Annotated in this window: 20 protein-coding genes; 1 reads left to right on the forward strand and 19 read right to left on the reverse strand. The window is 37.1% G+C overall.

From position 1 onward, the window contains the following. Positions 1 to 78: 78 nt before the first annotated feature. From BM327_RS09030 to BM327_RS09085, 11 genes are all read right to left on the reverse strand, one after another. Entirely contained in the window at positions 79 to 1,611 is a 1,533-nt protein-coding gene (locus tag BM327_RS09030) for a T9SS type A sorting domain-containing protein (RefSeq protein ID WP_170853722.1), read from the reverse strand. 112 nt (positions 1,612 to 1,723) lie between these two features. Continuing rightward, a complete protein-coding gene (locus BM327_RS09035; RefSeq protein WP_090248589.1) occupies positions 1,724 to 3,421 on the reverse strand; it encodes a tetratricopeptide repeat protein in 1,698 nt (565 codons plus the stop codon). A gap of 538 nt (positions 3,422 to 3,959) precedes the next feature. Beyond that, the gene (locus tag BM327_RS09045; RefSeq protein ID WP_090248594.1) at positions 3,960 to 4,535 is read right to left on the reverse strand and encodes a Crp/Fnr family transcriptional regulator; all 576 of its coding nucleotides are present in this window, start codon (positions 4,533 to 4,535) and stop codon (positions 3,960 to 3,962) included. Positions 4,536 to 4,689: 154 nt separating this feature from the next. Beyond that, a complete protein-coding gene (locus BM327_RS09050) occupies positions 4,690 to 6,471 on the reverse strand; it encodes a glycosyltransferase family 39 protein (RefSeq protein ID WP_090248596.1) in 1,782 nt (593 codons plus the stop codon). Between the two features lie 137 nt (positions 6,472 to 6,608). Further along, complete coding sequence (locus tag BM327_RS09055; protein WP_090248599.1) at positions 6,609 to 7,160, reverse strand: helix-turn-helix domain-containing protein; 552 nt, start codon at positions 7,158 to 7,160, stop codon at positions 6,609 to 6,611. 125 nt (positions 7,161 to 7,285) lie between these two features. Beyond that, entirely contained in the window at positions 7,286 to 8,476 is a 1,191-nt protein-coding gene (locus tag BM327_RS09060) for an erythromycin esterase family protein (protein ID WP_090248602.1), read from the reverse strand. A gap of 114 nt (positions 8,477 to 8,590) precedes the next feature. Beyond that, complete coding sequence (locus BM327_RS09065; protein ID WP_090248605.1) at positions 8,591 to 8,770, reverse strand: hypothetical protein; 180 nt, start codon at positions 8,768 to 8,770, stop codon at positions 8,591 to 8,593. A gap of 166 nt (positions 8,771 to 8,936) precedes the next feature. Then, complete coding sequence (locus BM327_RS09070; protein ID WP_090248608.1) at positions 8,937 to 9,752, reverse strand: metallophosphoesterase family protein; 816 nt, start codon at positions 9,750 to 9,752, stop codon at positions 8,937 to 8,939. 32 nt (positions 9,753 to 9,784) lie between these two features. Beyond that, on the reverse strand, positions 9,785 to 10,192 hold the full coding sequence (locus BM327_RS09075; RefSeq protein WP_090248612.1) for a hypothetical protein: 408 nt from the start codon (positions 10,190 to 10,192) through the stop codon (positions 9,785 to 9,787). A gap of 19 nt (positions 10,193 to 10,211) precedes the next feature. Further along, positions 10,212 to 10,931 (reverse strand): outer membrane beta-barrel protein, encoded by a 720-nt coding sequence (locus BM327_RS09080; RefSeq protein ID WP_090248615.1) that lies wholly within the window; start codon positions 10,929 to 10,931, stop codon positions 10,212 to 10,214. Positions 10,932 to 11,188: 257 nt separating this feature from the next. Further along, positions 11,189 to 11,479 carry a hypothetical protein gene (locus BM327_RS09085; RefSeq protein ID WP_090248617.1) on the reverse strand — a complete coding sequence of 97 codons (291 nt, stop codon included), beginning with the start codon at positions 11,477 to 11,479 and terminating at the stop codon, positions 11,189 to 11,191. A 122-nt stretch (positions 11,480 to 11,601) separates the two neighbouring features. Between BM327_RS09085 and mnmD the strand changes: the two genes are divergently transcribed. Beyond that, the gene (mnmD, locus tag BM327_RS09090) at positions 11,602 to 12,270 is read left to right on the forward strand and encodes a tRNA (5-methylaminomethyl-2-thiouridine)(34)-methyltransferase MnmC2 (RefSeq protein WP_090248620.1); all 669 of its coding nucleotides are present in this window, start codon (positions 11,602 to 11,604) and stop codon (positions 12,268 to 12,270) included. On the opposite strand, the gene BM327_RS09095 is transcribed toward mnmD, so the two are convergent. The 8 genes from BM327_RS09095 to BM327_RS09130 are packed head-to-tail and all read right to left on the reverse strand — an operon-like array spanning position 12,267 to position 20,479. After that, on the reverse strand, positions 12,267 to 12,989 hold the full coding sequence (locus BM327_RS09095; protein ID WP_090248622.1) for a tetratricopeptide repeat protein: 723 nt from the start codon (positions 12,987 to 12,989) through the stop codon (positions 12,267 to 12,269). The genes mnmD and BM327_RS09095 overlap by 4 nt on opposite strands. Then, complete coding sequence (locus BM327_RS09100) at positions 12,989 to 14,698, reverse strand: BatD family protein (RefSeq protein ID WP_090248625.1); 1,710 nt, start codon at positions 14,696 to 14,698, stop codon at positions 12,989 to 12,991. Before BM327_RS09100 ends, BM327_RS09095 begins: the two co-directional genes overlap by 1 nt. After that, positions 14,692 to 15,465 (reverse strand): tetratricopeptide repeat protein, encoded by a 774-nt coding sequence (locus BM327_RS09105; RefSeq protein ID WP_170853723.1) that lies wholly within the window; start codon positions 15,463 to 15,465, stop codon positions 14,692 to 14,694. The genes BM327_RS09100 and BM327_RS09105 overlap by 7 nt, the downstream gene beginning before the upstream one ends. 1 nt (position 15,466) lies before the next feature. Next, a complete protein-coding gene (locus BM327_RS09110; RefSeq protein WP_090248630.1) occupies positions 15,467 to 16,615 on the reverse strand; it encodes a VWA domain-containing protein in 1,149 nt (382 codons plus the stop codon). Beyond that, a complete protein-coding gene (locus BM327_RS09115; RefSeq protein WP_090248632.1) occupies positions 16,608 to 17,615 on the reverse strand; it encodes a vWA domain-containing protein in 1,008 nt (335 codons plus the stop codon). The genes BM327_RS09110 and BM327_RS09115 overlap by 8 nt, the downstream gene beginning before the upstream one ends. 1 nt (position 17,616) lies before the next feature. Next, a complete protein-coding gene (locus BM327_RS09120; RefSeq protein ID WP_090248635.1) occupies positions 17,617 to 18,588 on the reverse strand; it encodes a hypothetical protein in 972 nt (323 codons plus the stop codon). Continuing rightward, the gene (locus tag BM327_RS09125; RefSeq protein ID WP_090248638.1) at positions 18,585 to 19,457 is read right to left on the reverse strand and encodes a DUF58 domain-containing protein; all 873 of its coding nucleotides are present in this window, start codon (positions 19,455 to 19,457) and stop codon (positions 18,585 to 18,587) included. Before BM327_RS09125 ends, BM327_RS09120 begins: the two co-directional genes overlap by 4 nt. After that, positions 19,457 to 20,479, reverse strand: a complete 1,023-nt coding sequence (locus BM327_RS09130; protein WP_090248640.1) for an AAA family ATPase — start codon at positions 20,477 to 20,479, stop codon at positions 19,457 to 19,459. The genes BM327_RS09125 and BM327_RS09130 overlap by 1 nt, the downstream gene beginning before the upstream one ends. Position 20,480: the final 1 nt, after the last annotated feature.

Below are 20,480 nucleotides of genomic sequence, written 5' to 3' on the forward strand. Positions count from 1 at the left end.
AGTAACAAGGAAAAATGATAAAGACAAAAAAACACAGGTCCACAACATGCGAATGGACCCGTGTTTGGAAGTAAGGTATTAGTTTTTTAACACTTTTTGTACGCTACTTCCATGGGTTGTCGTGATGGTTAAAAGGTAGATACCATTTTCGAACCCCGAGAGGTCTATATGGTTATCACGACTTACACTAACTTCTTGCCCAGTCATATTTCTTACAACAACTTGAAGAATTTCTGTTTCACTCTCTATGTGAACAATTCCGTTACTCGGATTTGGATAGACATGGATTTCGACTGCAGTCTCGTCTGAAGTTGAAGCGGTAGAGAAATCACAAAGCGGTCCGAAATCTACAACATTAGCCACGGTTTGCGCTGTAAGTGCAACATCTAAAACTGTAGGAGAGGCTATAGGGAAAAGAGAAGCGCTGTCAGGAGTTACTACCATAGGATCTACATCTGTTACTGTATTCGTACCTGGATAATCACAGGGATAAAACTTGTTGTATTGACGTTTCTCTAAAATGAAGTTAACGGATAGCATATCAGCCAAACTAAGGATGTACATTTCATCACCTTGTAGATGAGTGGCGTGACTGAGTATGTTGTTACCAACTCTACTCGAAAGAAGGTTTCCCTCCATGTCTAGAATGAGGTAATTGTGACGTTTCGCGAACATATCCCATACACCAATGGCTATATTACCATCCGTTGTTTCTTCGATATAATCAAAGTTATAAGTGATGTAGTTGGTGGGAACAGGACCGAAAGTTGTACTGATTTGTTTGGACCAAAGTACGTTTCCTTGCGCATCAGTCATAATAAATACGGGGTCTTCACCAAAAGCTTGCATAATGGCTATGAGGTAGTTCCCATTGCTTAATCGGTTAAAGAAATCACCGCCTTGCTTAAAGTATTTTCTATTACTGTTTATGGCAGAAAGGTCAGTGTCTATATTTAGTAAATCTCCATAGGTTGTCAAAACATCAAAGGTGCCATCATCGTTTAAATGAAAACCTCGAGGCATTACACTTGGCCAAGGGAATCTATTGAAATTACTGAAGTTACCGTTTTCATCAACTAAACAATAAATGGGTCTAAAACCTTCAGCAAAATCGTGGTATACAAAGAGTATGTTGCCATTTCCTAAATCAAGGAGTCTGTTGTTTGATCCATTTCCGCAATCTACATCCAGTTTCTTGCTCCAGTTTAAGCTACCATTTTGGCCCATGTTAATAAGTACAGGTTGACTTATAGCAGGTCCGTATTTTGGACGAGTAGTAGCAGAAATTAAGAAGGAATTGTTTTCTAACTTGATGATGTGATGGGGCTCAATGTTGTACGCGGTATCGGCCATTCTGACATGTATAAATTGTTGTAGATTACCCAGGTTGTCTGATTGGATGAAATGGAAGTAGAATTGATTTAAGATGCCATCCGTAACTTGATCGTTACTCAAAATTACGCTGGTGATTTCATTGGTGTCCATCGTTATGGATAACCCATCTTGATACAGTCTTGTTGTATCATTGATAAAAAAGTGTTTACTAAAATCTTGCGCCCAAGTGGAAAAACAAGCAATCAAAAGTAAAGTTGTGAGATAATACGCTTTCATAGTTATATACATTTTGAAATTTATTTTGGTGACAAATGTATTTTCTCGACTATGAAGTCCCTAAAAAAGCAGGTGTGCAATAGGTGTCACGACGGAAATTAGTTTGTAATGCTTAGATATTCAGGTTGTTTAAGAAGTCAGATAAATCCTCTCCTTTTTCCATATTCAACTTTTTTCTAATACGGTAACGGGCAGATTTTACAGAATCTACGGACAAGAATAAGGTTTGAGCGATCTCTTTTAACGAAAATCTGAGCTTGGAAAGCGTGCAAATTTTTAATTCATTATTACTTAAATTGGGATAACGTTTTTTTAATTCGTCGTAAAAACCAGAATGTAAATCATTGAAGAAAAGTTCAAACTCTTCCCAGTCTTCATCTATGCGTAAGGAGTTTTTTAGTGCCATTTTTGCATCGTTTACAAGGGGGGAGCTTTTATCCTCTTCTTCGGAAACAGTAGATTCAAAGTCTTTTAATACTTGGTTTTTTTGGTTGATGCGTAAAGACAGACTTGTTAATTTTTGTTTTTTTAATTGAAGTTCTTTGTCTTTAAGAACAAGCTCTTTTTTCTTACGTTGAAGTAGAAGGTAAGTAATGAGGATGATGAGGGCAATAAGTACTATTAAGCCGAAGATGATAACAAGGTTTATACGGTTTTGTAATTGTTCACTTTTCGTGCGCGCTGCTAATAATTCAATTTCATTTTCTTTTTTTATGAGCTCAAGGTTGTTTTTAGATTTTAAAACTAACTCTTGCGTTTTTTCATTTTCTTGTTTGCGCACAAGTTCATAGGTTAATTGCCAATAGTGTTGCGCACTGTCAAGATTCTCGAGTTGGGCATATAGATTCGCAAGGTCATTATAGATGAGTCGCAATTCTGAAGTTTTGGTGCTGTGGCTTTTTGCTAAATTATATTGCAGTAAGGCTTCAGCATATTTTTTTTGATGAACGTAGATTTGTCCGAGCCCCGTGTAAATACCTGCATCAATTTTATGTCCGGAATTCTGCGCGGTGGTTAACGCCTGTTTATAGTGGTTTTCGGCAGATTTCCAATCTTCTACCTGGGAGTAATAGACAGCCAAGTTTTGATAGAAGACCGCTAGAATATTTTCATTTTTTTGTATGAATGGACTGTCTTTAACTTTAGTTAATAGTTGGTCTACTTTTTCTGTATCTCCTTCTAAATAAAGGGTGAGCATGGCGTAGTTCAAAAAGGCTGCTGAGAATTTAGCCTCGTCTTGAAGTTCAAGTGCCATCTCGTAGGCCTCCTTGAAATTATTCAAAGCTTCTTGGGTTCTTCCTGCTTCATAAAAGCAATTTCCCATGTTAATTTTAATGATGGTTAAGCCTGCTTTGGAATCTTGCTCACGATAGATTTCTAAGGCTAGATTGAGTTGCTCCAAGGCTTCATCAATTCTTCCAACGCTTTGAAGGGTAACCCCTATTAAGTTATAAGTATCTGCACTGTCTAATGAAGATTGAACGAGATTTTTGTCGAACAGGGAATGGAGTAATGTGAGCGCAGAATCGGCCTCATTTATTTCCATGTATATTTCGCTTCTCAGTTTAATACTCGTGTATAGGCCGTAATTGTTGGTCATATTACGCGCTAGCTTTTCTGCCTTATTGGTCCAGAATAGAGCCAGTTGAGCATCTTTGTGAACATAGTTTTTTCCAATTAAAATATAAGTGTCGAGGCGCTGTTTATCATCTGAAGTGTGCTCCAGACTTAAAATGAGACTATCAACATTAGCCCAAGCTGAACTGCTTGCAAAAAGGAGAAATAAAGTAAGTAGTTGAATGAATTTCATACGAGACTTGTTGATTTGACACAAAGTTTTGCGTGACAAATATAACAAGTTGGTAGTATTATGACTAAGAATTTCACATTGAGCTAAAACTAATAGTCCTAGCCTTTTAGTGCGAGGTAAGCACAGCCAAATGCCAAAAGAAGAGTTACGGGAGAGAACACCCTTCGTTCGAATTTATTTTTCGAAGTTAAATTCCCAAGTGTATTTAAGCCAAAAAGGGCGGCCATGAGGGATAATGCTGCAGTCATTACCCATTCAGGAAATTTTATCAGAAGATAATCGGAGTGGATCAATATTACCCCCAAGAAAAGTAGGCTCATAAGTAGCGAAGGAAGCTCAAATTTGTACATTTCTCTGTCGCTTGAGAGTCTCCCTCCCCAGAGTACCTTGTAGGGAATAATTTTCAGAAGTACCATTACATGAAAAAGTACCAATAGACTCAGTAATACGAGAATGATGTGTTGAATATAATTAATTATCATGCTTCCAAAATTACAAAGGAGGTTGGAAGAAAAAATTACCCTATGGTAAAGTTTTTTTAAGCATGTTTTCTTCTAAGCCTACTTAAACTTTGCGGGGTTATGCCCAGATAAGAAGCAATGTGCTTTTGGGCTACACGTAATTCTACTTTGGGAAAACGTTGGCATAATTCACGGTAACGCTCTTCACTACTTTTGGTGAGTAGATCTATTTGTTGTTTTTGTTTGTCTACAAAAGAAGATTCTGCTGATTTACGCATGAGTATTTGTCCGATAGATTTGTCGCCCAATTTTCGGAAGTTCTCTACAGTCATTCTATGAACCTTGGTGGTTTCCAAAGCTACTAGTTCCAAATCATTGGGTTCTTCTGTGAGTACAGACATATAATCACAACAAAATTGACCGTCAAAGGCAAAGTCTAAACAAACAAAATTGTTTTCCTTCCACAAGAAAACGCCTACACTTCCTTTTTCAATAAAGTAGAAGTACTTTTCAGAATTCCCTTGTTTTTTAAGGACTTCATCTTTGCGATGTATCATGGGTTCGCAATGCGCTGCGAACTCTTCCCAGGCTTCAATAGGTGCTTCAAAATAGGCATCAAAAGCCTTTTTCAATTGGGTTGAAAGGTTTTGCATACGATAAAATAGTTTTCATTGTCTTTCGCTGAACGTGCACCACGCCAATAGATGGTTTTATATTCCTAGTGAATATTAATCATAAAAAGTTAGAAATCAGAAAATAAAGGAGATGATTTTTAAGGAAAAGTTATAATAGGACTTAATACGTGTTTTATGGATGAGTATCTATTAGTTTTTGAACATCAATCTCTAATTGTTCCTCGAATGTGATATTGTTTTCCTTGGCTTTTCTAAGTACATCATTCTTCCAAAAATCATTGTTGAGAATAAGAAATTTGTAATGATCTGCGCTATTGGGTTCCGGACAATTTAAAAGTTCCTCGTTGAAAGGAGTTTGAGCAATTGGTGAAATTTTATAGGTGAAAATTCCCATACCAATTTCCTGAGCTAAAGGTTGTAAGGTGAACACTAACGTATCTGTGTCTGATTTAAGATGAAGCCCAGAAGAGTTAAATTCAAAGGCCTGAAACAAAGGTGAATTACATTTTAACTGCATTACCCCATTTGGATGGGTTTTAAAAAATCGGACAAGATCTTCTTTGTTGGTAGGGCTAATTTCTGCTTCTTCAATAATACGTATTTGCTGACGAGGTAATTCTGATTTGTAGGCTAAATAGTAGGTGTTTTCAAAGGAAATGAAGTCTAATACAAAACCACTCTTTAGGTTTAGATTTGCGTTTACTTTTTCACTGTAATTCAAGTATTCTTTTTTCCAAACCTGAGGAATGGCTTTGAAGCTATTTTGAGAAGCCGCCCTCATTTCTCCGACGGAAGTTTTTAGGGTGTAGGAGAATGCAAAGAGTCTTTCAAAAGGAATTTGCATCCATACGTAGGAAAGGGGAATAAGCGTAGCAAGGAAAAGTACGAGTGCTACTTTTGACCCTTTAGTCTTCTTTACATTTTCAATGAGCAGGGAGGCAAAGGGAGTGGAGAAGAGTAAAAGTAGAATAATGAACCTGCTTTGCATCAACAAAGTTCCCTCGTAGGCTTTATAGGCAAAAAAGATGAGGAATACCCAAAAAGGTAATGTCCAAAGGATACGAGAAGTAAGGCGTATTTTCTGTTTTATTTTTTTGAAGAAGATAAGACTCAGTCCAACTACCAAGAAAGGAGAATAAGCAAAGAACCAGATAAAAGGGAAGTAGATGATGCGTTTGAATTTTTCTGTGAAGCTTACATCTGTATTTTGCAAAGCAACAATGTCTTTGTTGTAATTACCGGGGAGTCCGTACAAAATATGTTCGTGCGCAAGGTAATTTCCCGTCATCCAAAACAAGGGGAAAATGCTTGCGGTAAGCAGGAAAAACAATCCTAACTTATGTTGTCTAAATAAAGTGAAAATGAGGAAGAGTATGGGAATTAAAAGCCACGCTTCATATCTAAAACCTGCTGCTAGTGTTAGGTAAAGTCCCGCTCTTAAGGCTGCAGATATATTTGTGTTGCGTATGGACTTAGAACTAGCGTTCAGAGCGGCAGCAATGAAAAGGGCATGAGGTAAACCAGACAAGGCCAAAAAAGAGTTTCTAAATACTACCGGAATCAGTATGAAAATTAAAGCAGTGAACCAAGCTCCTTTTGCCGAATATTCTCGTTTGGTAAAGTAATAAAGTGGAATTGCAACAAGGCAGCTTAACAGAATGTGTAGAATTTTTGGGCCGAATAGATGTTCTCCAGAAATTGCAAGCGTGAAGGCGTTTAAGTAGTGATGGAAAGGAAGCCAAATTCCTTCTGAAAAGAAAGTAGGATTTTTCAACCAATCTTCGGCGATGAATATTCTACTTACAGCATCTGCATCTACCACCTGGGTGAAGGGTAAAGCCAACAACCGAAGTAAGATACCTAAAAGTAGTATACCCAGTAATTGCCTATGTTCTTTGGAGCGAATATCATCTTGCGATAGGAAGCGGTTAAGCATAGTTATCTTACTTTTCATTGGAAATTAAATCCATCTCCGAGGTGTTTAATTTGAGTTTCTTGTGCTTTGTATACCTCATATGGGGGCATGCAAAGTTAGCCTCGAAGATAGAAAATAATTTCTAGCTAAAGCTTCTAGGTCGCACTTCATAATCTTTATCGGATAATGCGAAGGAGTTTAGGGTAGAGGTAATTGTTTTTTGCCTTATTGATCCTAATCGCAAAGAGTATGGGGAAGACAAGGTTGATAAGTAGCAACAAAAGAAGCAAGAGTAAAATGAAATCGAAATAAGAAGGAGAGGTAATCAAAAGGATCATGAGTGCAACATTGATGGTGGTCCAACTGATTTGAAAATTAAGTACGTTTTTACCCAAGGTTTGGAGTCCTTCTATTTTCTCTTTTTTATTCACCCAAAGTATAAGGGGGAGGATGATATTTCCTATGGGCACGAAAAGGAAGGAAAGTACAGAAAGGTGAACTAGGGTTAAGTAACTGCTGTCTTTTTCTTTGCCATAATTGAGGAGTTCTTCAGCTTCCACATCCAAGGCTGCACAAATCAGTTGTAGGGTTTTTCCGCGGGGTTCATTATCCCCTTTTTCTATACGCTGTATGGTTCTCAAATTTACCTTGGCTGCTTCTGCGAGTTCCTCTTGAGAGAGACCTTTTTGTTTTCTTGTGTTTCTAATTTTGTTGCCGATTTGGGTCATAATTATTTGTAATAAAAGTTTGGTCCAAAACTAGGCGTTAGAAGCCTTTGTTTGTAACGGTTTTTTTGCGACAAGTTTACGACATTTTTGTCCAACACCTGTTTTTACAGGGTTTTTCAATCGTTTTATTTGGTGAGGTATAAAATTCTCGAAGCTGAAGTTTCCTCAAAATAAATGATGTAATCGTATTGTTTGGGTTCTAAATATCTGTACCTCCAATTTTTTTCTTTTCCTGTGTTGTAGAGGATGGCACCTAGCTGGGTTATTTTTAATTTATCTACCTTTTTTAAGGAAGAATAATCAACCAAAAGGAGTTTTTTTCCGAGTTTACTTAGCCTGTGTTCTACAGATTTATGATGTGCGTTTTTCAAGGTTTGAGATTGAAATAAAAGTTTGTCGTTTATAGAGTGAAACGCATTAAAACTTCCCGTGTTAAAGGTCATGGCAATAGACAGGTATTGATCTCCTAGATGTTGATGTAGAAATTTTCCGCAAGATTTTTTGGCAGTGTAATTTGCATAGTGATAATAAGATCTAGAGACGTGATAATTGTGGGCAATATAAATGGCCTTTGATAGTGGATGACGTTTCAAATAGTGTAATTGCATTTCTGCCATACAGCTGTCTCTATAGAAGTGAACATCTGTTTTGTGAAGTTTATGTTGTAAGAAGTAAGAGATGTTGTTTTGAAGTAAGTTCATATTGCTATCCCTTTGTTTTGAGCAGAAGGCATTCCATTCCTCCAAGGCTTGAGCAATTTCAAGACTGTCTTCATAAGGTTTTTCCAAAGTGCTTAAAAATTTCGGGAGAGGGGTGTTGTAAAGACCATTTGTAGAGTTTCTTTGGAGTTCAATTTTATCGTCAACGAGTGACTGCATATCACACCCTACGAGTTGAATTTTATGAGGAGCTGTTTTATTGTAGTCCCTTAACCATACAATAAAATCCTTCATTCCCTCTGTCTTCCATGCCCAATATTGAAGTTCCATTAGGGCCATTAGCAAGGTGTCTTCTGCACCATTGATGTAACGATTTAAACGTTGTGTTGCGCTATAGTCTGCCTCAATAAAAATTGTATTAAAACCATGATGCTCAACTAAGTATTTGAATAGTTTGTGACGCATAGGTGTAAATTCATGCGTACCGTGTGTACTCTCACCTAGGCCAATAATTTGTTTGTTCTTAAAGATGCTGTCCCATGCCTGAAAATCTGAAGAGCTCAGCTTAGGATCTTTATCCGTTAAAGGAAGATAATGAATAGAACTTTGTCCATAAGCGATGGTATAGAAGAAGAGAATGAAAATTATTCGATACATCTGTGAGTGCTTTGTTAGAATTTGAAGGCATAACAAAAGTCAATGCTTTGGTTACGGATTCAGTTTTTTAAAGGACTCCATGCGGAAATGATAGTTCGTTTCCTTTCTATCATTTTATGGTGCTGTAAAAAATTCTTTTCGCCACAATCTGAACATTATGCCAAATGCCAATAGTCCAAAACTAATAGCAATTTCTATAGGAGAAGTTCTGGTTTCTAAATAGTTTAAAGCAGTCAGAAATACTCCTCCTACTATGGTGATGAATTCTATGAGTATGATGTATTTTTTTTGCATTGGATTTTAGGGTATTGCTAATTTTTCTTCGATTATTTTTAGTGTTTTTCAATTTGGTTGACGTAAAATTCATCCCTCATCTAGTATAGTGGATGTAGGTGTATCGCCATGGGGAGTTAAAATGTTGATAGTGTTTATATGTCTAAAAATACTAAAATGAATAGTGCTATGAAATGATTTCCATGCAAATCACCTTGGAATCTACATTGAGAACTTGTGTTTGGTTGGGGAGTTGAACCAAAGAATTTTCCCAGTGGCAATGACCGCAACAAACTTGAGTAGGAGGTAGCTGCTCTAAGTGTTTTCTTATTGTTTCATTTCCAATTTCAGTTAGGAGCGGAAAATCAGGTGTTTCATGAAGTAGTATGAAATCCAAATCTTGTTTAGATAGATGGGTTAAGCTTTTTAAGAAGTCAGTTTCATCTACCCTGTTTATTTTATCGGGCCTACCTATAATGCCGCTTATTCCTCCAAATTTTAAACCGTCTATTTTTACGTTTGTTTTATGGAGTAAATGAATGTTCTCTTGCGCTTCAAATTGTGCTTTTTCTTTTTCGTTACCAAAAGTATCGTGGTTGCCAGCCACACCTACAACCCAGTTGAAATGTGCATTAAATTCACTCCAAACTTTTCTTACATCACCACTAGATCCACGTTTAATAAGTGAGGTATACATATCTCCGCATAAGACTACACCTATTTTTTTACAGTGACTGAATTCTATTTCTAAAAGTGTTTTTAAAAAGGAAGGAAGTTTTTCTCCGAGTAAAAATTGTTTTCCGTTTACTTCTGTAATTCCTTGTAAATCTGAGGTAATGATTAATAAATCTATGTCTGCTTTCGATTCTTTATAAGTAGCCTTGTAAATGGGAAGAGATCGATGAAAGATTTCTGGAGCATTATTTTGACCAACAGTTTTTGAGCCTACTTCTAAATAAGGATAGGTTTCAATAATATGTGTAGGGTCAAGTTTAATTTTCATAGTACAAGAGTGGTTCTTTTATCCCTACAAATCTAGCTGTATTCTTCTAAAGTGTCGTAAGGAATTCCATCTTTCGCACCACTTTTTAGAATGCCAAAGTCTGTGTCAAAAGAAATTTGACAGTCTGCGGGTTGGGTTTTTAAAAGGATGGCCTCAAGGGTACCTAACACGGGTAAAAGGGCTTCTCTATCTTTTTTAAAACCACCGTAGGCAGGACCGCTGCCTGCGCAGTATGCGGTGAAAATCAACCCTGTTTCTGTATCGATAAGCGTGTAATCAAAACCCTCGAAACGAACGTAGTCGGGTTTCCCAAAAATGGTCCATAACCGAGAGAGAAATCCTCCTATCAAAGCTTGAGGTTCTGCTATACTACTTTCTGCAATGAATGTGGTTCCATTGGCTAATATAGCTTCTGCTCGTTTAAAACGTGTTTGTAACATTTATTTTTATTTAAGTGGTTTACAACCTTATTCCCATAGCTAATCCCAAAGAAATAGGGTTTCTATTGATGATTGCATTTTTTGAAACACCTAAAATAGCGCATTGGATGTTGGGTTGAACGTATAGAGTGAATTTTTCTTTTTGAAGTAAATCATAGCCAACTCCAATGTTGGTTGATAAATTAAGTCTTCTAAAATCTGTTGAGTTATCGATTTTTGTGTTTCTTTCTGAGGGTTTTTCCGTGTAATAGTAAATACTTGTTCTCGTATTAAACAAGTTCACAATTCCACTGAGCCCAACAAGACCATAAAATCTATCATTGAAAAGGTGTCTGTAAAATACAGGGATTTCTAGGTTGTGATGATTGTATTTATACTTAGCATGACTGGGTTGAGAAGGGTCGAATATCGATTGACCTGTGGTAGGGTCTATATTAAAAACGAGGGCTTTTTTTTTGCTTTGCTCACCGTTGTTCTGATAGCCCATTCCAAAACCTAAAAAGGCGTTTTCTTTCAGTTGGTATTCTACAAATACAGAGGCGCTAATAGAAGGTTTCCAAGTTTCAAAGTTTTGGATTACTTGTTTTACACCGTCATCCCCATTCATACTGCTGCTAACAATACCTAAACAATAATTCGGGAATAGGTTAAGACCTAATTTAAATTTTTGATTTTGAGCGAAGGATGTGAATCCAATTGCGAAAGTAAAAAGGAGTAAGATGGTTGTGTTTTTCATCATGGGTGATATTAAATGCTGTTGTAGAATAAATGTCTTTCATTACCAAAATTACTAAGGATTCTTTTTATTGACTTGCGATGTGGTTCTTAATTTAGGGTTCTCTGAACGGTTCATTATCTATGAAATTATTCTGGTTTAAAGACTTTATTCGACCCTTACAACGCGACCTGGAAATCGATATCGAGCGTGTCGTCTTCTATGAGTAAATCACCATTGAAATAAATATCCTTAACATTTTGATAGTTTGAATCTTGAATTTAAACGTGAACCATACTTGGTTTTGGATAACTCAATTTGCCCTCATACCAATATACATGTAGTAAATACGTGCCATCAATTAAAGTGTCTAGACTAGCGCTTGGGCCATAAACTCTAACATTGTATCCACTTAGGGGTAGACCTGTAGTTGAATCAGTTATGATGCCCTGGAAGTAAGCATTATGATGTGTTGTAGTTATATTATTACCTGGATTTTCATTAATAGGATCATCTTTTTGACAGGCATATAATACAAAAAGTATAAGTAGTGTGATTAGAAGTTTGTACATGACTTTTTTTATGTAGTATACCTAAAGGTTAAAATGAAAAAGTAATTTATATTCAAACTGGAATTAGCCTGCTTTATTGTATTACTCCGAATTAATTTTTAGTTTTCATTAAGTTTGCCCTCATGAAACGAGAGATCATAGTTACGGGAGATGGTTCTAAAACCATACACTTACCAGAGTTGAACGAGAATTATCATTCTCACCACGGAGCTTTGCAAGAGGCCATGCATGTGTTTATTCAACATGGTTTGGAGTTTAAGAAGGAAGCAAGAAAGCTGCGTATTCTTGAAATAGGGTTTGGTACCGGACTCAATGCTTTGATAACGCTTGATTATGCTCGTAAACATGATTTAAAGGTGGAATATCACGGTTTAGAAGCCTATCCTGTGAGTCAAGAAGAATTGGAAGCGATGGACTACGTTTCTATGCCTGCTTTAAAAGAGTTGAAAGAAGATTACACTCAAATTCATGCTACGCCCTGGAACATTTTGGAAGAAATCAATCCGAATTTTGCCTTGCAGAAAATAGAGCAGAAGTTAGAAGATTATTTACCTGAAGAAGAAAGTATAGACCTAGTTTATTTTGATGCTTTTGGTCCGCGCGTGCAGGAAGAAATGTGGAGTGTAGCTGTATTTGAAAAGTTGTTTAAAGGAATGACGAGTGGTGGCGCATTGGTTACTTATTGTGCGAAAGGTCAGGTAAAACGCAACATGAAGGCAGCTGGTTTTACAATAGAGGCTTTGCCTGGACCTCCAGGTAAGCGTGAAATGACGAGAGCTGTAAAGCCTTAATAACTCAATACATCTTTTTGAGCCACCCAAATTCGTTCTCCTGTTTTTAATTGAATTTGGAGAAAATCATCTTGTTGTTGATTTACCTTATAGCGTTGGTTGAGTTCTAACTTAACTTCTGTTGGATTTTTTCCGGGTGAAATAAAGGTTGCTATGTCTGTTTTGGGTAAATAAGCAAACTCTGTGGCAACAAAATGCTCGTAACTAAATTTGGCTGCCAGGGTAGAGGTGGCAAGGAAAACAAAGGTGATGACAATTCCGAATTGTCCTATTTTCTTGCGACTTCTTTGATGAGGTTGCAAAGTTATAAAAATGCTAAGTCCTAATAATAGCGCAAAAAACAAACTTAAATAACTCCAAGTATTGGAAGAGAATTTAAATACAAAACGACCTATCCAAGAGTAAGGATGTTGCCAATAACTTCCCTCATTCATTTCAGAAAACAAGTGAGATGCATTGTAGATGGCATCTGTATTATTGGGATCGTATTTTAAAGTTTTCTCAAAGTAATACAAGGCTTTTTCAGGTTGTTTCAACATGAGATGAGATAAACCTAAGTTGTATAAATTGGCGCTGTTTTGCGTGCTGTCCCAATCTTGTTGAAAGGCAGAAATGGCTTTTTTGTATTGCTTGTCTTGATAAAATGCTACACCTTTTTCAAAGTTGGCTTGAGCAAGTGTAATCATAAGGGTAAAGCAAAGAAGTAGAAGTTGACGCATTACAGAACTTCGTTTAATTCGTTAACAATTTGGGCTGTAGCATTCAACAACATTTCTTGATTTTCCCTATCAATGTACAAGCTGTATTTGGCTTCATCACATTGGTCAAAAATGGACTTAATACCTTGTTTTTGCGTTGCATTGATGTTTAGCTCATCGATGTAGGCACGCGTCACTTGCGCAGTGTCTATATTGTGTTTGTTAGCAATAAAGAGCTTCAAAGCGTGGGCTATTTCTATGTAGAATTCTTCTTGTTTGTTGGCTGCTAAAGCAGCTTTTGCTTTGCCCAATTCATCAACGGCTAGTTTTTTTGCTTGTTTCTTTTTCTGATTTAAGGCAATGCTTTCTTCGTTTTCATTTCTGTATTTTACTAAGAAACCGAAGACAAAAGCAAGAGAGATAGGGGCACCTACTCCTGTCCAAAATAAACCAGAATTGTAGAAGTCATTTTCTTTCTCATCACTTCTTACATCTACTAAAATAGTACGTAAAGGTTCTTCTGCTTTTTCTTGTTTTTTCTCTTTGGTATCAGGCAGAGCTATACTTTCACCCTTGGCTTTTAATTTTACTTGTTCTCCACTTACTTCTATATATTTTTCTACTTCAGGGTCGAAATAAGAAATGGTAACACCGTCTAGTTTAAAGCTCTTTCCTTGTAAGATTTGCACGTTGTAAACGAAGGTTTTACTTCCTTCTGCACCGCGGGTATTAAAAAAGATGGAGTCGTGAATCTCTGGGTCTCCGTAAAGAGTTAATCCTTTGGGTAATTGGAGTTGAGGCGTTTCTATATTGTGTAAGTTACCTGCTCCTGAAATGCGTACTTTGTATTCAAATACATCACCAACTTTAAAGCTTTTTCCTTCACTCGTACAACTCACTTTGTATTGGCCTACAGCTCCAATAAAATTCTTAGGTGCACCGTTTGGAAGAGGTTTGATTAGAACTTCAGAACGGTTGGAAGTAATAATGCTTCTTTGAGGGCGGTTGGAATTATTAAGCCTGTAATTGAAAGCAATTCTAAACGGTTCTAAATCGTAGTGACCAGATTGTTCTGGAAAGAGTAATACTTTACCACCAGAAATGACTTCTACCTTCTTATTGTTTACCACTTCATCAGCACGTTGAAAACTTCCTGGAGCTTGCAAGAAATGTTCTTCTGCCGGACCTTCAAAAACAAAACTCTGATAGTCCAATAGGGTGAATAATTCTTGTTGAGCGTATAATTTAGCGGATAAAATCAAAGGTTGACCTTCGTATAATTCTTTGGCGGATTGTTGAATAATACCAAAGAAATTTTGATCCATATTGTCCGCCGGATTTTCACTGGTTAGATTCACAGGTTCAACTACTTCTATGATAATTGTGTTAGAGCTTATTTCCCCATTTTTGGTTTGAATTTTTACAGGACCTATCTTATATTTTCCCTTTTCCTTGATAACGAAAGTGGATGTTTCCATGTAGAGCAATACAGCTTGACGCGTATTCATATCTACATAAGATTGTTGTGAAGTAGAAGTACCACCAGCATCTATAAATTCATCGGGAAAGTCGTAGTCAAAGTCTCTCGAGGCGTTACTTTCTATGGCCACGCGGAAAGGTTCATTTTCTTCTACCTTAAGCGCTGATGTTTTGATCTTTACATAAGCAGATTGTGCCAGTGTAAAACTAGCAATGAACAAAAGACAATATGTAAGGACGTGTTTTACCATCGTTTACCGGATTTTACTTGTTCTTCTTTACCTCCAGAACCCAAACCGCGTAATTTACGTTTGGTGTTCATTTCTTGTTTCATCAATTCATCCAAAAGGCGCTCAGTTTTTTTACTTGAAAGTTTATCGCTCTGCTGCGGAGACGACTTGGAAGAAGAAGAGTTGTTGGAATTATTATTTTGTTGTGATTGATTCTCACTTTGTTGTTGATTTTGAGGTTGACCTTCTTGATTTTGCTTTTGTTGAGCTTGTTGATCTTGATTCTGTTGATCATCCTTCTGCTGCTCTTGTTGATCTTGATTTTGTTGTTCTTCTTGCTGCTTTTGTTGGTCTTGCTTTTCTTGTTGTTGCAACCTTCTTTTCGCTTCTGCGAGATTATAGCGTGTTTCTGAAGCTTGCGGGTTGAGACGCAAGGCATTTTTGTAATTTTCTACTGCTTCAGCATAGTTTTTATCTTGCATGTTGCAATTACCCATGTTGTGGTAAAGCGCCGCTTTGTCCTCGGGTGTTTGTGCGTCCTGTAATTGATTGTAAAAGTTTTGTTCAGCCTCTTTATATTCACCCTTTCTGTAGGCTGCTCTTGAAATTTCTTTAGATAAATCTATATTTTCAGGAGCTTGTTGTTGTGCAGAAATGAAATGGTCGTAAGCTTCTTGATATTTTCCTGCTTCATATAATTTATTACCCTCTCTAAATTCTACACGCCATTGTTGTGCACCAGCTGTGCAGGCCAAAAATAGAAAAGTAAAGACAGCTACAAATTTCATTTTAATCACGCTTCAATTGTTGTTTTTCCAGTTCTTGAATTCCTAAAAACAGGAGAATCATAATCACAGCTACAAACATAAAAAACTGATAATGATTCTTTTTAATTTCTAACTCCAATTCTACGGTATTCGTTGGTTCGTTGGTGTTAAAATCTGCTAAAAGTGAATGGATATTCGGGAATTCGTCATCTGAGAGCACAAATTTCCCATCTGCTCGGTCAGAAAGGTCCTTTATCATCCCCTTGTCTAGTTTTGAAACAACACTTTTACCGTATTGATCTTTGAAATATTGTCGGGTTCTTGCTCCGGGAATAGGGATGAGTCCTCCGTTGCTAGATCCTAATCCTAATACTTGTAATTCTATGTTTTTTTGAGCCAGTTCTTGCAATATTTTATCTGTTCCTCCTTCATGATCTTCTCCATCGCTAATTAATACGATAACCTTTTTGGTTTCCTTTTTGTCGGTGAAAAAATCTTTACTCAGACTTAAGGCCAGACCTATGTTTGTTCCTTGATTCGAAATCAAATCTGTATGCAATTCCTCTGTGTACATTTTTGCGGCGCCTATGTCAGCAGTGAGTGGTAGTTGGGGATAAGCACTTCCCGCGAAAATAACCATACCGACTTTGTTGCTGCCCGACATGTTAATGTATTGATTAATGGCGTTTTTGGCAGCCGTTAATCGCGATTCTCCTCCACTCATGTCTTCTGTATTCATGGAGTTAGAAATGTCTACTGCAAAAACAATTTCAGAATCGTTTACCCTCAATTTTGCTTTTTGTGTACCAAAAGAAGGTTGCATGGCGGCAATGATTCCAAAAACCAAGGCCGTACGCAGAACAAATAGTTTAAGTAAGGTATAAGTAAGGGAAATAGGAGGGAATTGTCCGTTATTTCTAACACCTATCTGAGTTCTGATTTTGTTAGATCTTCGCAGAGTGAACCAAATAAAGGTATAAAATAAAGGGAGTGCTAAGAATAAATAACCGTAAACGGGTGTTTTGAAAACAAGGCTTTCACTACCACTAAAGGATGTGAATCCACCGAAATTTTCAACGACCCAAAATGCCAAGCCCCAAAAGAGAAGCTCAAAGCCTATCAAGGGTAAGAAGATGAGTTGAAGTCTATATGTTAATCGTTTGTTATCCAATTGCTTCGAAGAATAATTTACGTATCACCCATGCAAGAGTTATACAGATTAATCCACTTAAAATAAAAGGTAGAGGTAAGGTGGGAGGTTCTTGTTGAATGTAATTGTCAATCAACTTTCGGGTCTCCATTTGCTCTATTTTATCGTAAATTTCTATCAATGAGTTCTTATCCTTGGCTCTGAAATATTTTCCTCCCGTGATGTCGGCAATTTTCTCTAGTGTTTTTTCATCTATGTCGCTAGAGAAAAGCTGACTGCTAAAGAAACCACCAACATTTTGGTCCCCACCCACACCTATGGTATAAACTGTGATGTCTTTCTGTTTGGCCAATTCTGCAGCTTCAAGTGGCGATAATTCACCTCTGTTAGAGGCTCCATCGGTGAGTAGTATAATTACTTTAGATTCTAAACTATCGCTACGCAAACGGGTTACAGCTGTACCTAAACCGGTTCCTATGGCGGTTCCGTTTATTAAATATCCAGATTGAAGTTTATCTATGCACTTTTTTAAGAAGGAATGATTACGTGTTGCAGGACAAGCTGTGTAGGCTTCACCTTCGTATGCTACCAAACCTATTCTATCATTTTTTCTACCGTCTATAAAGTCTTTAGCTACAGCTTTAGCAGCTTCTAATCGGTTAGGAAGGAAGTCGGTTTGCATCATACTTCCAGAAATGTCCATGGCCAAGATAATGTCTATACCCTCGGAAAATTCGTCTTCCTGGTTTTTAGGTGCGCCCAATGGTTGGGCAAGAGCGATAATAAAAGAAGCGACGCCTAATAGAAACAATACATGCGTACCCCAATGGAAAACTTGAGGAAGTATTCCATCTAAACGCTCGAGTTGTTGTATGTCTAAACTCGTTTTGAAATCACCTTTTTCCTTTCTACTTCTAAGAATTAAACCTAGGAAATATAAAGGAAGGAGGAGGAGTAACCACAGCCATTGCGGAGAAAGGAAATTGTAATTCCAAAAATCGATATGTATCCAGGCCAGCATTTTAATTGTCGTCTAGTTTTAATTCTATTTCTGCTATTTCTGAAACAATTTGTTTGGCTTTATTTCCTGTACGTAAGATATCGTCCAACTCAGGTTTAGATTTGGCAAATTTCACCATGTCTGCCTGAGATAGTAGAGTGACAATAATAGATATAGTTTCGTCACTCAAGTCCCTGTGAATTAAATCCAATTTAGTTTCATGAGTAGTGTTATCCATGAAATTTGAAGCGTAATGTCTACTTAAAAATGCTCTAATAATGATGGAGAGTTGGTAGTAGTATTCCTTTAAATCTGTTTCGTACAATCGAGATTCTTCGAGTGCCTTGATGGCTTTTAATGCGCTTTCTTTTGGACTCACCTTCGTGATAATACGTTTCTTTTGTGCCTCAACGGGCGCTTTCTTCAGTTGGAGTATGATGAGTATAAACAGAAGAACAAGAATAATGCTTAACCACCACCAATGTTTGATGAGAAAAACAAGCCAACTGGGTTTGGCTTCTTCTAATTCTGTTGAAAATTCTTTGATGTCATAGATGCCTTTTGTACCATCTGCTATTGGACTTTTAACTTCTATAATTACAGGGTTGAAATAAAAAAGACTGTCTTCAAAAACGATTGACTGGTCATTAATCATTACATAAGCAGAGTCCCAGGCAATCAATTCATACTTGCCTAGCCAGTGATAGGTGTTGTTTTCTTTGTAGAGGGTATCAGAAAAAGCTTTTGAGATTTCTAATTCGTAAGTTTTGTTGTTCACGCTTACACCGTTAGCCTGAGATATTTTTCCAAGTAAAACATTCTGGGCAGCCGTGTATACTATGCTATCCAGAGCTTGGTTGTAAGTAAAACTCAAGGTCAACTCAAAGGGTACACCTATTTCTACGGATGATTTATTCAAAGACATGTGAGCGCGTTGCGCCAACAAAGGCGAAATACTAAAGAGTATAAGCGTTATATAAATTAAACTTCTCATTTTGCGCGTCTTTGGAATAAGGTGATTAATGCCTCCAAGTATTGTGAGTCTGTTGAGATAGTTGCATAATCAATTCTAGCCTTTCGCATGGCTTCTTCGAATTGTTTACTCCTTTTTATATAGGCCTGTTTGTATTTTTCTTGTGCAGAAGAAGAGTAGGTGTTTACCCATTTGTATTTCTCAGATTCAGCATCGTATAATTTGGTAATACCAATTTTAGGCAACTCTTTTTCTAAAGGATCTTCCGTTTTCAGAGCAACCACATCATGTTTTTTGTTCGCGATTTTAAGTCCATCTACAAATGCAGAGTAATCGATAAAATCACTAATCACAAAGGCTATGCTTCTTTTTTTAATAACATTTCTAAAGTACTTCAATCCTTCATTAATGTTGGTGCCCTTGCTTTTGGGTTTGTAATCTATCATGTGACGCAAAATCATCATGCAATGGGCTTTTCCTTTTTTGGGAGGAATGAATTTTTCAACTTCGTCGCTGATGAAAATGGCACCCACTTTATCATTGTTCGCCACTGCTGAGAAAGCGAGAACGGCCACAATTTCGAGCATGAGTTCCTTTTTGGTGCGTTCTTTCTGTCCAAAATTATTCGACTCAGAGATGTCTATCAGCAACATGATATTAAGCTCGCGTTCCTCCTCAAAAACTTTGATGAAGGGAGAATTAAAACGAGCAGTTACATTCCAATCTAAACTTCTTACATCATCACCATAATGGTAATCTCTAACTTCAGAAAAAGCCATACCACGACCTTTAAAGGCAGAATGATATTCTCCCGAAAAGACCTGTTTGGTTAAACCACGCGTTTTTAGCTCTATGGTTTTTACTTTTTTAAGAAGTTCTTTCGTATCCATTAAGGTACGTCTATGCGGTTTAAGATTTTTTCTACGATATCTCTCGGACCAATTTCTTCGGCTTCAGCTTCGTAAGTTAACCCTATACGGTGTTGTAAAACGTCAGGAGCTATGGCGCGAATATCTTCCGGAATTACATAAGCTCTACCGTTTAAGAATGCATAAGCTTTTGCTGCACGGGCTAAATTGATGCTGGCTCTCGGCGATCCTCCAAAACTTATAAGAGGTGCCAAGTTACTCAAGTCGTAATCTTCAGGGTTACGTGTGGCAAAAACAATGTCTACGATATAGTTTTCAATTTTCTCATCCAGATACACGTCTTTCACCAATTCACGTAAACGTATAATATCTTCAGGTTTTAAAACGCGATCAATTTTACTCAATCCTTCTTTGCGAATGTTCGAGCGTATAATGAGTTTTTCTTCTTCTTTTTTGGGGTAGTCTAGAAAGACTTTCAACATAAAACGGTCTACCTGCGCTTCGGGTAAAGGGTAAGTTCCTTCTTGTTCAACTGGGTTTTGCGTAGCCATTACCAGGAAAGGGGATGGAAGTTGGAAAGTTTCATCTCCTATGGTAACCTGTTTTTCTTGCATGGCTTCCAATAAAGCCGATTGAACTTTGGCCGGAGCCCTGTTTATTTCATCGGCTAGAATGAAATTTGCGAAAATGGGTCCTTTATTCACCGTAAATTTTTGATCTTTTTGGTTATAGATCATAGTACCCGTTACATCGGCAGGTAATAAATCGGGGGTAAATTGAATTCTGCTAAAATCTGCAGATATCGCATCCGATAGGGTTTTAATGGCAAGTGTTTTGGCTAATCCAGGAACCCCTTCAAGGAGTATGTGTCCATCGGCCAATAAAGCAACCAAAAGTTTTTCTACCATGTTGCTTTGTCCAACAATAACCTTAGAGATTTCATCCTTTAGAAGGTTGGTGTAAACAATCTCTTGTTTTATTTTCTCTGTCAATTGGCGGATACTTTCCGCGGGTGATAAAGTTGTGTTGGTACTTTCTTCCATC

It is taken from the genome of Lishizhenia tianjinensis, assembly GCF_900116425.1.
In the GTDB taxonomy this organism is placed as follows: Bacteria; Bacteroidota; Bacteroidia; order Flavobacteriales_D; family Crocinitomicaceae; genus Lishizhenia; species Lishizhenia tianjinensis.